General features: G+C 48.3%; 15 protein-coding genes and 3 pseudogenes. 10 read left to right on the forward strand and 8 right to left on the reverse strand.

All coding sequences use genetic code 11. The features are described from left to right. The first annotated feature begins 163 nt into the window (after positions 1 to 163). Positions 164 to 1,573 carry an ISNCY family transposase gene (locus GRPL_RS00520; protein WP_032700783.1) on the forward strand — a complete coding sequence of 470 codons (1,410 nt, stop codon included), beginning with the start codon at positions 164 to 166 and terminating at the stop codon, positions 1,571 to 1,573. Between the two features lie 43 nt (positions 1,574 to 1,616). On the opposite strand, the gene GRPL_RS00515 is transcribed toward GRPL_RS00520, so the two are convergent. The 3 genes and pseudogenes from GRPL_RS00515 to GRPL_RS00500 all read right to left on the reverse strand — a co-directional run bounded on the left by GRPL_RS00515 (position 1,617) and on the right by GRPL_RS00500 (position 5,652). Continuing rightward, a complete protein-coding gene (locus GRPL_RS00515) occupies positions 1,617 to 2,135 on the reverse strand; it encodes a GrpB family protein (RefSeq protein ID WP_032700784.1) in 519 nt (172 codons plus the stop codon). Positions 2,136 to 3,032: 897 nt separating this feature from the next. After that, positions 3,033 to 3,455: pseudogene (locus tag GRPL_RS00505) on the reverse strand (SOS response-associated peptidase family protein); the annotation flags it as partial. Between the two features lie 433 nt (positions 3,456 to 3,888). Further along, complete coding sequence (locus tag GRPL_RS00500; protein WP_032700788.1) at positions 3,889 to 5,652, reverse strand: sensor domain-containing phosphodiesterase; 1,764 nt, start codon at positions 5,650 to 5,652, stop codon at positions 3,889 to 3,891. 730 nt (positions 5,653 to 6,382) lie between these two features. Between GRPL_RS00500 and GRPL_RS27355 the strand changes: the two are divergent. The 5 genes and pseudogenes from GRPL_RS27355 to GRPL_RS00490 all read left to right on the forward strand — a co-directional run. After that, positions 6,383 to 6,541 (forward strand): annotated as a pseudogene (locus GRPL_RS27355) (transposase); the annotation flags it as partial. A 267-nt stretch (positions 6,542 to 6,808) separates the two neighbouring features. After that, complete coding sequence (locus GRPL_RS0126135) at positions 6,809 to 7,105, forward strand: TonB family protein (protein ID WP_224275728.1); 297 nt, start codon at positions 6,809 to 6,811, stop codon at positions 7,103 to 7,105. Between the two features lie 24 nt (positions 7,106 to 7,129). Next, positions 7,130 to 7,672 (forward strand): GNAT family N-acetyltransferase, encoded by a 543-nt coding sequence (locus GRPL_RS00495; RefSeq protein ID WP_012539969.1) that lies wholly within the window; start codon positions 7,130 to 7,132, stop codon positions 7,670 to 7,672. A gap of 150 nt (positions 7,673 to 7,822) precedes the next feature. After that, entirely contained in the window at positions 7,823 to 7,888 is a 66-nt protein-coding gene (locus GRPL_RS28630) for a hypothetical protein (RefSeq protein WP_422119904.1), read from the forward strand. A 72-nt stretch (positions 7,889 to 7,960) separates the two neighbouring features. Next, entirely contained in the window at positions 7,961 to 8,251 is a 291-nt protein-coding gene (locus tag GRPL_RS00490; protein WP_012540036.1) for a hypothetical protein, read from the forward strand. Positions 8,252 to 8,286: 35 nt separating this feature from the next. Here the strand turns inward: GRPL_RS00490 and nadS are convergent, their stop codons facing one another. Together nadS and GRPL_RS00480 are read right to left on the reverse strand one after the other, a co-directional pair. Further along, on the reverse strand, positions 8,287 to 8,589 hold the full coding sequence (gene nadS / locus GRPL_RS00485) for a NadS family protein (protein WP_012540018.1): 303 nt from the start codon (positions 8,587 to 8,589) through the stop codon (positions 8,287 to 8,289). A 48-nt stretch (positions 8,590 to 8,637) separates the two neighbouring features. Beyond that, positions 8,638 to 8,961 (reverse strand): type II toxin-antitoxin system RelE/ParE family toxin, encoded by a 324-nt coding sequence (locus GRPL_RS00480; RefSeq protein ID WP_012539985.1) that lies wholly within the window; start codon positions 8,959 to 8,961, stop codon positions 8,638 to 8,640. A 116-nt stretch (positions 8,962 to 9,077) separates the two neighbouring features. On the opposite strand from GRPL_RS00480, the pseudogene GRPL_RS28530 reads away from it, so the two are divergent. Continuing rightward, positions 9,078 to 9,737, forward strand: a pseudogene (locus GRPL_RS28530) (transposase); the annotation flags it as partial. Between the two features lie 136 nt (positions 9,738 to 9,873). Here the strand turns inward: GRPL_RS28530 and GRPL_RS00475 are convergent. Continuing rightward, on the reverse strand, positions 9,874 to 10,509 hold the full coding sequence (locus GRPL_RS00475; protein WP_012540037.1) for a DUF2268 domain-containing putative Zn-dependent protease: 636 nt from the start codon (positions 10,507 to 10,509) through the stop codon (positions 9,874 to 9,876). A 493-nt stretch (positions 10,510 to 11,002) separates the two neighbouring features. On the opposite strand from GRPL_RS00475, the gene GRPL_RS00470 reads away from it, so the two are divergent. Continuing rightward, positions 11,003 to 11,998 (forward strand): IS110 family RNA-guided transposase, encoded by a 996-nt coding sequence (locus GRPL_RS00470; RefSeq protein WP_032700789.1) that lies wholly within the window; start codon positions 11,003 to 11,005, stop codon positions 11,996 to 11,998. Between the two features lie 120 nt (positions 11,999 to 12,118). Here GRPL_RS00470 and GRPL_RS00465 read toward each other — a convergent pair whose 3' ends face one another. Further along, entirely contained in the window at positions 12,119 to 12,913 is a 795-nt protein-coding gene (locus GRPL_RS00465; RefSeq protein WP_012540031.1) for an AraC family transcriptional regulator, read from the reverse strand. Positions 12,914 to 13,000: 87 nt separating this feature from the next. Between GRPL_RS00465 and GRPL_RS00460 the strand changes: the two genes are divergently transcribed. Then, positions 13,001 to 14,191, forward strand: a complete 1,191-nt coding sequence (locus GRPL_RS00460; RefSeq protein WP_032700790.1) for a CynX/NimT family MFS transporter — start codon at positions 13,001 to 13,003, stop codon at positions 14,189 to 14,191. A 208-nt stretch (positions 14,192 to 14,399) separates the two neighbouring features. Here the strand turns inward: GRPL_RS00460 and GRPL_RS0126145 are convergent, their stop codons facing one another. Next, positions 14,400 to 14,738 (reverse strand): nitroreductase family protein, encoded by a 339-nt coding sequence (locus GRPL_RS0126145; RefSeq protein ID WP_323092569.1) that lies wholly within the window; start codon positions 14,736 to 14,738, stop codon positions 14,400 to 14,402. On the opposite strand from GRPL_RS0126145, the gene GRPL_RS27365 reads away from it, so the two are divergent. Then, a complete protein-coding gene (locus GRPL_RS27365) occupies positions 14,708 to 14,893 on the forward strand; it encodes a winged helix-turn-helix transcriptional regulator (protein ID WP_071822081.1) in 186 nt (61 codons plus the stop codon). The genes GRPL_RS0126145 and GRPL_RS27365 overlap by 31 nt on opposite strands. Positions 14,894 to 15,006 lie beyond the last annotated feature (113 nt).

Raw genomic sequence — 15,006 nt, forward strand, 5'->3', positions numbered from 1 at the left:
GTATGATTGATCGTGGTCTGCAGGTGGTTATGAACTAAAGGGATGGTGGACAAGATTTAACATAAAACGCATTAAGCGTAGTTGCACTGTAGTAGCAAAGTTGTAATGTCCGCCTTGGGCTAAGTTAAGATGTCCGTCATGTATAATCAACAAGAAGATCACCATGACGGCTCATGCAGCGGAGTTTTTTACATTGGATGAAGTTAACCGACTCAAAATCATTCAGGATGTTGTTGATCGCCGTCTGACAACTCAAATGGCAGCTCAGCGACTGGGCATCTCGGATCGCCAGTGCAGACGCCTTCTGTCGCGTTACCGTGAATCTGGCCCACTTGGTATGGCTAATCGTCGTCGCGGGAAACCCAGCAATAATCATTTGCCTGATGGTCTTGCCCGGTATGCACTCAGTATTATACGTGAGCGCTATACAGACTTTGGGCCGACTCTGGCGTGTGAAAAGCTTGCAGAACTGCACGATGTCTACCTGTCCAAAGAGACTGTCCGGTCGCTCATGGTTAAAGCCGGTCTCTGGGTCCCTCGTAAGCAACGTGCGCCAAAAATTCAGCAGCCACGCTATCGCCGGGCCTGTTGTGGCGAACTGATACAGATAGATGGCTGTGACCACCATTGGTTCGAGAACCGTGCTCCAGCCTGTACCGTGCTGGTTTACGTTGATGATGCAACGAGCCGACTGATGCAGCTCCGCTTTGTAAAATCGGAATCAACATTCACCTATTTTGAGGCCACACGAGGCTACCTGGAAAAACATGGTAAACCGCTGGCGTTATACAGCGACAAAGCCAGTGTATTCAGAATAAACAACAAAAATGCCACTGGTGGCGATGGCTTTACCCAGTTTGGGCGTGCGATGCATGAACTGAATATCCAGACTATCTGCACGAATACCAGCTCTGCCAAAGGCCGCGTGGAACGCGCTCATTTGACGCTTCAGGACCGACTGGTAAAAGAACTCCGGCTTAGGGGAATTTCTTCTGTTGACGCAGCCAATGAGTATGCTGATGAGTTTATGGATGATTATAACCGGCGCTTTGCCAAAGCTCCCCGACATGACTTTGATGTGCATCGGCCACTTGAACATAATGATGATCTGGCTGCCTTTTTCACATGGCGGGAACCGCGCCGCGTTTCGAAATCTCTGACGGTTCAGTATGACAAAGTGCTCTATCTTATTGAAGACAGTGAAATAAGTCGCAAAGCAATCGGGAAATATATAGAGGTCTGGCACTATCCGGATGGCCTAAAAGAACTCAGGCTTAACGGCGTAGCTCTTCCCTACTCCACTTATGATCGCCTGTCGGAAATCGACCAGGGAGCTATCGTGGACAACAAGCGGCTCGGACGTACACTGGAATATATCAAACTGGTTCAGGACAAACGCGACAATAACCGTTCTCAGGCAATACCTGCTGGCGATGGGCCTTCACGGCGGCGCAGGAAACCAACTGATAAGAAATCCCAGCGATCACTGAACGGCGACGATATGCTGGAAGCTTTGAAAGTTTTACAGAGTCGTTCCGATGAAATATTCGGTTCTAATACTCAAAAAACATAGGGCATGATATAGAAAAAGACATGGGCTGTAGTTTATTTAAGGGTTAGCTCAGATGCCCCGCATCAATAAGCGCCATACGAAGATGTTTTCGAATGAAATCTGCTTTATAAATGCTGTATCGGTGGGTATCATTTTCACATAAAAGCACCGCGTTTTTTTTCATTAAAGCGTACTGATTTGCTATATCATTGTTTTTAATCAGATAATCACGAAATGCCAGATGTTTTATTATTTGAGCATCCCCAGTGGTAAAAGCATGAATGTGATGACTGCGCTGATCTCCACCTTTTGTGAAGTACCTACGATTTGAAATGCCATTTTCACCACGCACAGTATATCCGGCACGCTCCATTGCCTGATTCAGTCTGTCCAGTTCCTCAAGATTAGTAACTTCGATTAATATATCTATCACTGGTTTAGCTGATAGTCCTGGCACAGAGGTGCTACCAATATGGTGAATCTGGGATATCACTTTACCAAGCGCCATCTGCAATAGATAACGTTCGTTCTCAAATAATGTAGGCCACATCTCATCATAATCAACAACAGTCAACATTCGCATATTCAACAATCACACCTTTTAAGGTAATTTGAGCATTCACAATAACATAAATCGGATCTGCTGGCTTGAAGACAATATCTGTCTTCATAACGTTTTAGGACATTTCTACTTTGCTGACATGCGGACATCTGAACTTAGCTTTGACATGCACTGTAGTAGCTAAATTGAGATGTCCGTCTCGGGGCTGCGGATGTTTTCCTGGGCTGTTATGGGTTGCGCTCTGTTCCAGAAAAGTTATGATTAAGTATCAGTCATAGAAACTACAGGAAAGGATATGCAAGGTAAGGGGCTATTTAAATATACTTTAATATCATTATCATTAGGAATAGTCCCCATAATATTAATTTTTTTTATTTATTTCAGGAATGAAGACTCATATATAATTTCATATCTTTTTGATATCGCCAATGGATATCAAAGGGACTTTTCAGAACAATATTTAACAGTGAGCACTATAGCTTCCGCATATACTAAAACCGCACCACTTTTCGTCATGTTAATGTATATGATTTGCTGGAACAAGTTTGATATAAAAACCATCAAACTAGATTTGAAGCAATGGTTTAAACTTCTGCCTGGTCTGCTCCTTTTAACGACAGGGGCATATTATTTAACTTATGTAGGTGTGGAAAATATGTCGGATAGTATTTATCGCACCAAAAGAGTTATTGCTGGCAATGAGTACTTTCTATTTATTTATTACATCCTTTTATTTCTGACAAATTATTTTTTCATATGGTTATTTTTTATTTACCTCTATATGTTAAAAGGTCTACCTTACTTTCAAAAGCGGTGATAACCTCCGCTTTACACTAAACATAAATATTTATTTAAACAAACTAAGTACTGAATTATTCAGTGCTTTGGCTTTATCAGCATCGATATAAGATGTAAGTCTTCGTCACCGCGCTCAAAGGGTATACTGCCGATCGCGGTCATAAATATTGGCTGGCCATCTTTGCAGTGTAGGAAGTAGGGTTGTTTTTTATCTCCTTCCTTCTTCCACTCGAACCAGCCGTCAGCAAAACAAAGCGCCCGGCCATGCTGCCATAACGGTTTAAACATTCTGCTCGATGCGGCTGTTTCCACCTTGGCATTAATCAACGGCGCTTTATCCCACCACCCAGGCGCATACCCCCAGTGAACCGGATCGAGGTGCAGCTGTTCATCACGTTCGCTCAGCAGTAACACCTTGGTTCCTGGGGCGACGTTGTAGCGACCGATTGGTGCCGGATCATAAGCAATATTCCGATCAGCTTCATTGGCAATCAGTGACAGGTAATCTTCGCGGGTCATCGCCTGGGAAAAACGTCCACACATACACACCACCTCTGGCCAGACTTAAAGTATAGATAATGCCGCGTCAGCGGCATGGAGGCGCCTGCAGCAGTTGAATGGAGTACTGCGTGCAAATGGCGCCGTCGCCCGGCGCAGCCGGCTGCTGTTTTGACAGGTTCTGCCTCACCGCCCCCCCTTCCCTTAAGGCCGGAATCGTTTTTAATGATGAAGGCCTGAAACAAGTACTGTCAACCTGACTGTACCAGGCTGGCACTAAACTCAAAATAACGCTCGCTGCAGTAAGTGAGCGCAGTCTGCTATGAGCGAGAAGCGGAAGCGAGAATATGTCATGATTACCCGGATGCAGGACGAGCATCGGCCTCTGATAATCAATGGAGAGCAGGTCAGGATGACCAGTTCCCTTCTTATTTGTATATTACGGGCAGGCGACCATACGTATTTACTTAATACTCGTTCACTTTAAGGCTTCGTCTCTGCCGTGATACCAGGTTTCAAAAGCATCAGGGGTCATCGGTTTGGCAAAAAAATAGCCCTGAACTTCATCGCAGCCCAGCCTTCTTAAAATATCAACGGTCCTGGCGTCCTCGACTCCTTCGGCCAGAACGATATAGTCGAGCTGCTTGAGGAGTGTGATAACGTTGCGAACAATGATGCGGCTGGCATTGTCGCCAGCAACCTTACTCACAATAGAGCGGTCAAGCTTGATGATGTCCATCGGGATTTGTCGCAGGTAATTAATGTTGCTGTATCCGGAACCAAAATCATCCAGAGATATTTTAAATCCGCGTTGTTTGAGCATGTCCAGGCCGATAAGTGCAGCGGGGCTTTCCAGCATCTTCTCGGTTTCCAGACACTCCACCCCCAGCAGGGCGGGATCCAGACGCGCGTCCAGCATTTTCTGTTCCAGCTCATCGCAGAAATCTGGTCTTGAAAAATCACTGGCAGCCAGATTAATCGACACAGGTAAAGAAACTCCACGGCTTTGCCAGGCACTCAGTTGCACAATCGTGTGATCGATAACCCATGCTGTGAGTTCACGCATCAGGCTGGTCTTTTCGACCAGAGGAATAAACACACCCGGCAACACTTCGCCGTTTTTAGGATGTTGCCATCTAAGCAAAGCTTCGGCTCCCGTCACACGCCCTGTCACCAGTGAGATTTTCGGCTGATAAACCAGATATAAGCCCTGGTTTTCTTGTAGCGCTTGCCTAACTTCAGTAAGAAGGCTGAAATCAGTCTTCTTACGGCTATCCAGTGCGTCATCATAAACTGTAAACCGGCGCCCCTGACTTATCCCTTCATGCAATGCGCTGACTGCACGGCGCAGTATTTCATTCGATGTCAGGGATTTATCGCAAAGCCCGGAGTCACCCATGTGAATATCCAGATCAAGGGGAACTTCAGGGGTAAACCTGGCCTGGATCCCCTGAAGGCTTTGAGAGATATCTTCTAATGTCCGAATTTTTTCCTTATGGGTAAAAAAGGCAAATCGTCCAACTGCCACGGCGTAGAGCGGCCCTTCTAAAGGCAGGCGGATCTGCAGCTCTGCGACCATATTACGAAGTAGATTTTCTACGGCTGTCATACCGAGGGAGCGAGCCATTTCGTAGGCTAATGGCATATCAATACAATCAATAATGACGAGCCTGAATGCGCCTTCAGTTGAAACCTCTATATCCTTCAGCAGTCGCTGCCGGTTTGGTAATAGCGTGACTATATCGAGGTAGCCGACGGAGTGCCACGAGGCCAGAAAATCCGATATAAGTCCTGCAATCTTTTCAAAAAGATCGAGCTGCTCGTCTGAAAGTTCCCTGGGCTGAGTATCGAGGATACACAAGGTACCTATGGGTACTCCATCCTGGGTTTTAAGTGGGCAGCCTGCATAAAAGCGAATGAATGGAGCCTCTTTCACCGCGTGATAGTCACGAAAGGTAGGGTGCTGATGAGTGTCATGACAAATGAATGTCTTACTCTGTTCCTGGGTCTGTACGCAAAATGCCTCGCTCAGGCTGATTTCCGTGACGGCAACATTTTGGGCTGATTTGATGTATTGCTTTTCTTCATCGATAACAGAAACAAAGCCCATCGGCATGTTCAGCAATTGGCATATTAGATGAGTATATTTTTTTAACGCATCATCCCGGCCCTTGTCAGGATTTTTCAACAAGTCGATTGCCGCAAGTCTTTTACTTTCATCTCTGCTGAGATCGGTCAACATGGCAAGACATCCTCCGGCGCAATAGGCTTCTGGTTATTCCACACTCAAAGGTAGCATGCATCATTCTTCCAATGGCATATGGTAATACATACGCTGTGACCTGCATAAACTTTCACATTAAAATGTTTCCAGTTGATTGTCTCCCGGAAATGTCGCCCCCGGCTGCCCAGTAATCCATTTGCTGGTTGTGTTTGTGTCAGTAATGTCCGCTCCTGGCACAAAGCAGACATTAAAGACTACAGCATCGGATGCCGCGTTAGCGGCATGGAGGCGCCAGATGAAGCTGCATGTATCTGTGGAGTCAAATGGCGCCGAAAGCCCGGCGTAGCCGGTTACCTGGCTATAAATTCTGCCACCCTCCCCCCTGCCCTGATTAGCCTTAACCCGCTTACAGCAATGAAGAAGTTAAAGTAATCCCTTTTAACCCCGGTGAGCGGGCTTTACGGCGTTTACGACGTAAAGGGCGTGATTTCCGGGGCCTTAGCGGCGGCAACTTGCTGCTGACGCTTAGGGGGATGTTCTTCAGTTATTTCAGCAACACCAGGGAACTTAACACGGTAGCTTGTATCTAACAGTTTGTGGTGATTAGCTACCACCACTACAGCAGAGTGAGCCGCTCCCTTCGCTTAATGGACTGACCCCGCTCTGGTAGACGATCCTGCCCTATAGTTTGGAGTGCCTCCGAGCCCGTAGACAAATCTGCCCTATAGTTTGAGCATAGGAGGAGAGTATGGGCACACCACGATTTACCCCTGAATTTAAGGAAGAAGCCGTCCGTCAAATAACGGAACGCGGTTATACCGTCGCCGAAGTATCTGACTGTCTGGGCGTCTCTGCACACAGCCTCTACAAGTGGCTACGGGCTATCAAACCTGATAACAGCGTGCAGCATCCCCGAATTTGAAGCTGATGACGGTAGCATTGTACCGACTTACAAGAGTCTTATGGCCTACTCAGAATCATAAGAGCACGGCGTGCTTCAGCTGTAAGACCAAGCACTACAGAAGCTACTCATTGGATGAAGGACGTCGATGTCTACCATTAATAGGTGTTCTCATCTACATGTGAAGGCTGTACCTTGATAATATTAATTATCATTCACGATATTGGTGTTGTCATGAAAACGGGATTTATCAGTACGATCTTCCTGTGCGGTATGCTTCTGGGGTGTTCCAGCCCCGCTAAAAACCCGCATCCAAAGCTGCTATATTCGCCAACCCCTGCATATCCGTATTACGCACTGGCTAACAGGATTGAAGGATATGTGACGGTTAGATACAACCTAGGTGCTGACGGGAAGATATCAAAGGTTTGGATCCTAAAATCAGAACCTCAACACCTCTTCGACTCTGCAGTCATTGCGGCAATGGCACAATGGCGTTATGAAACCAATAAACCGAGTCAAGCCTTAACAAAAACAATATATTTTAAACTCCAGGCTCCGTCCAACTAAATTTTACATGGAAAATAGGAGTTTATGTACTGGGAGTCAGAAAGACTACTTTACAGACCAGTAATTATGTCCGACGTGGAAGCGCTGTTTCGCATATATGGTGACGAAAGAACGCACGCGTTTAACCCACGTGGGCCACACCGGGACATCGAGCAAAGTCGCAGTGTTATCCTGCAGCGAACTGCAGATCGTGAGCTATACGGGTTTGACGACTGGGCTGTCTCTGAAAAGACGGCTCCAGAACGAATCATTGGATTTGGAGGCGTATTTGTCAGCCATTTCAATGGCCGACAAACGAATAATCTGGGCTACCGGTTTGAACCAGAATCATGGGGGAAAGGTTATGCAACTGAACTTTCCTGTCGAGCTTTGATATATGGATTTGACGAGCTAAAACTGCCTGAAATTGTCGGAGTGACACGCGAAAATCATATCGCCTCCCGCCGCGTTCTTGAAAAAGCAGGTTTGCTGTTTACCCAAAGGGTGGACAATCCGGAGGACCCCCCGGCTAACCTGATGTTCACTCTGACTATAGAGCAATGGAAGAGGTTAAAACGACAGGCTTGAGGCATGGTTACAGCTTTTGACTACTTAATGTTATGTCCGCTAATTGCCTTCTGCTCTGGAGTGTAGTTAATGCGAGTTCTTCGTTTCATTGCAACGTCCCCCTTGATTAAGGATAGCGTTGCATCGACCCATTGAACTCACAAGGCATACCTGATGATGGATGGTATCAATCAGCTCATGAAAGCACTGGCGGAAGAGGGTTATGCACCACGGTAAGGATGGTTGTTCGTCGTCAGAATCCCTCTATGATAGAGTCCTGTACTGCCTGACGAAGACAAAGGAAATCAGATGATGCAAGTAGCTGATATTTTTGATTTATTCATTAAACTTACGCCATCGGGACTGGCATTACTGGTGTGGGCGTATGGGGTTTATAATCAGTTTTCACTGAAGAAACTGGAAGCCATGCAGTTGCAGAAAAGGTGGCCTGAGCTGCCTGACGGTTTAACCATACAGGACAAAAAAGAAGCACTCCACGCGATGATTTCTGCGGAGGAAAGGAAAACCAGAGCATCGTTAAAATGGCGATTTTCTTTACTGCCATCGCCATTTTCTGGACAGTTTATCTCTGAGAAATAAAGACAGGCCCTGTCGCGCTGACAGGGCCTGTTTTTTCAGACGTGAATACCACGCAACGTATCAATCAGTGCAGGCTCACGCTCGATGAGGCAGAGCATTTTCAGCGCTATACCCGACGGAATACGCCGTTGCTGTTCCCAGCTGCGGACAAGGTCAACGCTGGCACCCACCACTTCTGCAAATTCAGCCTGTTTCATGCCGGCATGTTTACGAATGGCTTTCACATCCGGCAGTGTATGGCGGTGAACCTGTTCTGCAGCGGGCTGGATCTGGCCATTTTCAATGGCCACCATTTCCTCCATGCTGCTGATCAGGGCATCAAAAAGTTTCTTTTCCATAAATTTTTCCTCGTTATGGAGAGGCCTGCCACCATTTGAGTGGCGCCATTACTTCAGCTGCTGTGTTAATGCCTTCATAACGGCTTTTTCTTTCTCGCTGAGATCATCTTTCGCATTCTTCGGGTATATCAGCAGCAGATACAGTCTGCCGCTGGCAAGACGAACGTAGTAAATCACCCTGACCCCACCTCGCTTACCCATCCCCGGGCGCCCCCAGCGAATCTTCCTGCATCCACCGGTATGACTGATTGTGTCACCCCGATCATGGGCTTCCAGTAAATAGGTCTGCAGTTCGCGGAATTCATCATCATCCATGAGCTCCTTACGCAGTCCACTGAAAGCGCTGGTTTCAACAAACTCCAGATAGTTCATCCCTCTGGCTCCTTTAGCTTTCTGGTGCCAATAATACTGGTACCACGTACTAAAATCAATCTTTTTAGTACCCTGTACTAAAATCGAGGTTACCAGGGTTACACGATGCTGGTTTTTATGTTTCTCTGGGCAACCCTCCCCGCTGGGAGCCGCCGGCCCACGAAATCAGATATCTCGGTGCGCGCCTGCTACGGCGGGACGTTCTGCTGGGTGATGAACTTCGTGAGGCGAACAGACTAGAAAAATACCTGTCCACAGACACACCTGCAGAGATTATTAGTTCCTGCATGCATATGGCGCAGCAGCTGCGCGAGGAGATAAGTAATATCGAGCGGCAGATTAAAGCGCATATCAAAGCCAGCCCTGCACTGAGGCGTGATAATACACTGCTGACCTCAATTAAATCTGTTGGTCCCCAGCTGGGGATGCATATGCTGGTCGTGCTTCGCAGTCATGACTTTGCATCAGCAGAACAGGCTGCCGCATTTCTGGGCGTGGTGCCGATCGAGAAACGCTCAGGCACATCGGTTCGTAGCCGGCCCGGATGTCGAAAATCGATCCACCTCAGTTGAGAGCGAAGCTTTACATGTCTGCACTGTGCGGAAAAATCTACAATAAGCGAAGCGTAATATTACGACGAGATGTGCCTGCGGGGTAAACCTAAAATGGTGGCCATTGGCGCGCTGATGCGGAAACTGGTGCACTGGTGTTATGGCGTCCTGAAGACCGGGATCGTTTTTAATGACGAAGGCCTGAAACAAGTACTGTCAATCTGACTGTACCAGGCTGGCATTAAACTCAAAGTAACGCTCACAGCAGTAAGTGAGTGTAGTCCGCTATGAGCGAATAGCTGACATTCAGCTTCCGCTTATGAGTAGAATAATGGCTTTAGAGAAATGAGGAATCTGAACTTTATATAAAATCCTTTAACTCCTCAGCATTAATGTTCGCCAGCATTGAAGCTTTCAAGTTTGGGGATGATGCGAGATACCTCGAGATCAGGTTGAATCCTGCGGTATATCCTAGCCACCTGGGCAAATCTCCTGTTCCGAAAAACCAGGCATTATGGTCGTAATCAGTGCGATGCCAGTTTTCAAGCATTTGTGGATAGTAGGGCTGAATAGTATCGGATTGGAGGCTTTCCCAAGGCTCAGGTTCACCACCAAAAAGCTCAATAGAAAAATGCCCGGCAAGCCCTTCTGAGACTAACACCTCTCCCAACGTTGAGCCATATCCCGGCCCTGTCCACCTAACTGCATGGTGCAGTTCATGCACAAACATTCGTTCAATAGAGTGCGCATCATTTTTGCAAAATGCAGAATTTTCAGGATCAACAGTTATATAGATAACGCCAGCTTCAGGGCAAAAACCAAGATGCCCTTTTTCCGGGATGACAAACTTCCCAGCTTTAACCACCACATCCAGTGAATGAATCGGCATTAACCTTTTGGCTTGTTCGTAGGTATCAGTCAGGTTTATTTGAAGCCATTCACAGTGAGCGGTGAGTTTCTTCTGCGCATTCAGAATGTGGAGATTCATTTGAGACATTACGGTACCACGCCAAAAGCGTCACTAAATCGCCACACATTAACACACAAAGCGAATGTCATGGTGTTGCTCAACAGTTGAGGGCCAAACCATTAACAGCAATGTCCGCATTTGGCACAAAGCAGACATTAAAGACTACAGCATCGGATGCCGCGTTAGCGGCATGGAGGCGCCAGATGAAGCTGCATGTATCTGTGGAGTCAAATGGCGCCGAAAGCCCGGCGTAGCCGGTTACCTGGCTATAAATTCTGCCACCCTCCCCCCTGCCCTTGTATCTAACAGTTTGTGGTGATTAGCTACCACCACTGAAGCAGAGTGAGCCGCCCCCTTCCCTTAAGGTCAGAAAAGTCTGCACCGCTGAACCTTGTTTAGCAGCATATGGCCCTCCGCTTCACCTTTCACGCCAGCACATCAGGTTGAACGGTTACCGGGAGCTCGACTCCGTATGTACAAGGCGAACAGGCGTGACGGTTTATGTGAGAGGAGTTTAACCATGTTTCCATTCGGCATTGACGTGAGTAAAAACACCCTGGATCTTTGCATGCTTTATGACGGTATCAAAGGACGCATAAAAACCCGTAACATCCAAAATAACAGACATTCAGTTGAAAATATTCTTCGCTGGCTCAGGCTCCAGCACTGCGGTCCGGAAGATGTTCATGTGGTGATGGAGGCTACCGGGGTTTATCACGAACGGCTGGCTACTGAGTTACATGATGCTGGTTTCTATGTCTCTCTGGCCAACCCTCACCGTAGCAGAGAGTTTGCACGCGGCATGGGAATAATGACAAAAACGGATAAGGTGGATGCGTATATGCTGGCCTGCTACGCATTCCTTAAGAACCCTCACCGCTGGGAGCCGCCGGCACCCGAAATCAGATATCTCGGTGCACTCCTGCGACGGCGGGATGTTCTGCTGGGTGATGCCCTGCGTGAGGAGAACAGGCTGGAAAAATACCTGTCCACAGACACACCTGCAGATATTATCAGTTCCTGCATGCATATGGCGCAGCTGCTGCGCGAGGAGGTAAGCAATATCGAGCGGCAGATTAAAGCGCATATCAAAGCCAGCCCTGCACTGAGGCGTGATTATACACTTCTGACCTCAATTAAATCTGTTGGCCCCCAGCTGGGAATGCATATGCTGGTCGTGCTTCGCAGCCATGACTTTTCATCAGCTGAGCAGGCTGCCGCATTTCTGGGTGTGGTGCCGATCGAGAAACGTTCAGGCACATCGGTTCGGAGCCGGCCCCGGATGTCGAAAATCGGTCCGCCTCAGTTGAGAGCGAAGCTTTACATGTCTGCGCTGTGCGGAAAAATCTACAATAAGCGGATGCGTAATATTTACGACGAGATGTGCCTGCGGGGTAAACCTAAAATGGTGGCCATTGGTGCGCTGATGCGGAAACTGGTGCACTGGTGTTATGGCGTCCTGAAGACCGGAATCGTTTTTAATGATGAAGGCCTGAAACAAGTACTGTCAACCTGACTGTACCAGGCTGGCACTAAACTCAAAATAACGCTCGCTGCAGTAAGTGAGCGCAGTCTGCTATGAGCGAAAAGCGGACGCTGGTGTTATTTAGATAAATTCGACTTCTGTGCTTGTGCACTAATCCAGGGAAGAGAAATATTGCGTCGGTGATTTACCCAGCGCTTTTCTGAACATCGTAATAAACGCACTTACCGAATCATACCCTAGAGTTCCGGCTACGCGCTGCACGGGCTGACCTTCAGACAGATGGCTTAGTGCAATCATCAAATGCAGCTGCTGACGCCAGCGGCCAAAGCTCATTCCAGTCGCCTCTTTTATCAGCCTGGCCAGAGATCGCTCGCTGATGGCCAGATGAGCAGCCCATTGCTTTAACGTTCGCCGGTCATCTGGCTCATTAAAGAGTGCCTCAGCCATAATCCTGATTTTAGGATGATCTGATACAGGAAGATGGAGTGCTTCGACCGGCACATCCGGAATATGCTCCAGCAGCACCGCTGCAAGCCTGGCGGTTTTACTGTCAGGAGAATAAGTATGTTCCTGCTCTGCAAGATACAGAACAAGCTCGCGGACCAGAGGTGTAACCGCTATGGTACAGCAAATTTCCGGCATCGCTGCTGCGCCGGGCTCGATGAATAAAAAGCACGTATCTGCATTCTTCGTGATCCGGCAACGGTGCGGGATCTCTCCCGGAACCCAGACGGCATGCCCCGGTGGAACAAGCCACAGCGCATCGTCAACCTCACAGCGCACTGCACCGCGCATAGAGAGAATAAGTTGCCCCTTGCGATGAGCGTGCGGACGCTGCCCGGCATACTCGCCTGACGATGATACATGCAGGGCGATAGCGGCCTGACTGAAATCATCGGCATTAAACTCTTCCGGTGAGGTCACCGGTTTTTTATTAACTGGCATGATTTAGCTATATGTTGTCAGATTATCTATATTCTGTAACTCATGCGTCCTTTAAAGTCTTTCTTTTTTTCAGAGAAAGCAAAACTTATGTCCCACACGACGAACAAGTGGTCTTCAATCATACTTGTGATCGGCATTCTTTTTATTGCCATTAACCTGCGTGTTCCTTTTACCGCTATCGCACCCGTTTTAGAGTCCATTCGCCATGATTTTGGGCTGAGTATCACAGCCGTTGGGTTGCTTAACTCGCTGCCTTTACTGGCCTTTGCCGCCTTTTCTCCACTGAGCGCATCGATTTCCCGCAAGTATGGCCTGGAACGCACCCTTTTTGGTGCCCTGGTCGTGATTTCAGCGGGGATTGTGCTTCGCTCAACAGGCAGCGTCTGGGCGCTTTATGGCGGAACAGTATTAATTGGTATCGGGATTGCCCTGGGCAATGTCCTGCTGCCTGGCCTGATTAAACGTGACTTTTCCGGAAACGTGGCTTCCGTGACGGGAGCATATTCCATCACCATGGGCACCGCTGGCGCCATCGGCTCTACCATTGTCATTCCTCTGACGCAGAGCTGGGGCTGGAACATCGCGTTAGCCATGTTGGTTATTGCACCGCTCTTTGCGATGCTTTTATGGTTGCCGCAGTTGAAGAAAAAGCATCAATTGCCAGTAGCAGGTGAGAAAAAAGCAGCGACCGTTGCGGTCTGGCGCTCGTCTCTGGCGTGGCAGGTCACCATGTTTATGGGCTTGAATGCGATGCCCTTTTATGTTGCGGTCGGCTGGCTGCCAGTCATTCTGACAGGCAGTGGGCTATCCTCAGCTCAGGCTGGTGAGGTACATGGCATCCTTCAGCTCACCACCGCTATTCCCGGCTTAATTCTGGCAGCCACGCTGCGTCGTCTTAACGATCAGAAATTAGCCGCTGCTGGTGTCAGCCTTTTAACCGCAGTATCCTTTATTGGCATCCTTTATTTGCCAAATCTGGCGATGCTGTGGGCTGCACTCCTCGGCTTCGGCTCGGGTGCCAGCATGATGCTGGGTCTGACCTTCATCGGGTTGCGCACTACAAACGCTGGTGATGCTGCCGCGCTGTCAGGCATGGCGCAGAGTATCGGTTATCTGATGGCGGCGATGGGACCGCTATTGCTGGGAAAAGTACAGGAGTTGTCCGGAGGCTGGACCGTACCATTACTGATGACCACAGCAATCTCAGTTGCAGGAGCCTGCACCGGAATGGCTGCCGGACGAGATGTACACCTGGAACCTTTACAGCAGCCGGGCTGAATGGGCTTACACAGGAGGGTACCAGCTGAACTTCTAAAGCGGATGCTTTCCATTGAGGTTCTGAAGCGTCTTAATAGTACCGGAGCCATCTGTACTATCCCGATGAGCGGATTTTTCGGTGAAAAGGCCGTTCAGGGCGAGCGTAACATTCAGCGATCGCCCTGAAACTCAGGGCGATCGCTGTCAGTAATAATATAATAAGCAAGCCTCAGGACTGTTTGGCAACGATGAATCGCTTTTCATCACCCATAAAGGCTTTTTCACTGGCGGGTGAAAGGATAGCACCGAAATTCATGTGCGCGCGGAGTTTCAATGATGGAGGAACATTCCACTCAGTGCGAATATCTTCATCGATCAGAGGATTATAATGCTGCAGATTGGCACCAATTCCTTTTTCAGCCAGCGCCAGCCAGACCGCATACTGAGCGATAGCTGTGCTGTGCCGGGAAAATGTCCGCATAGGCCGCAAACTGCTCCTGTAGTGACTTGACAACATACTGATCCTCGAAAAAAGTATTGAGCCGGCAGCCGCTGCAAACCCGTCTATTTTATCTGAGGTGCCGGAGAAACGTTCTAAAGGAACTTGAAAGCAGGAATCTTGTTACGCGCACTGTCTTTCGTGAAGTACCGCCCAAAGTCGAATATGCACTCGCGGAACTGGGAACGTCCCTCAGGCAGCGAATGAACTCAACCGGTGGGTAGAACAAAACTGTCACTTTCTGATTAAAGACACTGATCCTTCCCTGTGACATGCCATTGTTCATTGATGAGTGCTACGGGCTAACAGGAGCATATAAGAATGCAGGGTGCGGGCG

Origin of the sequence: Klebsiella planticola ATCC 33531 (assembly GCF_000735435.1) — a bacterium.
Lineage (GTDB): Bacteria > Pseudomonadota > Gammaproteobacteria > Enterobacterales > Enterobacteriaceae > Klebsiella > Klebsiella planticola.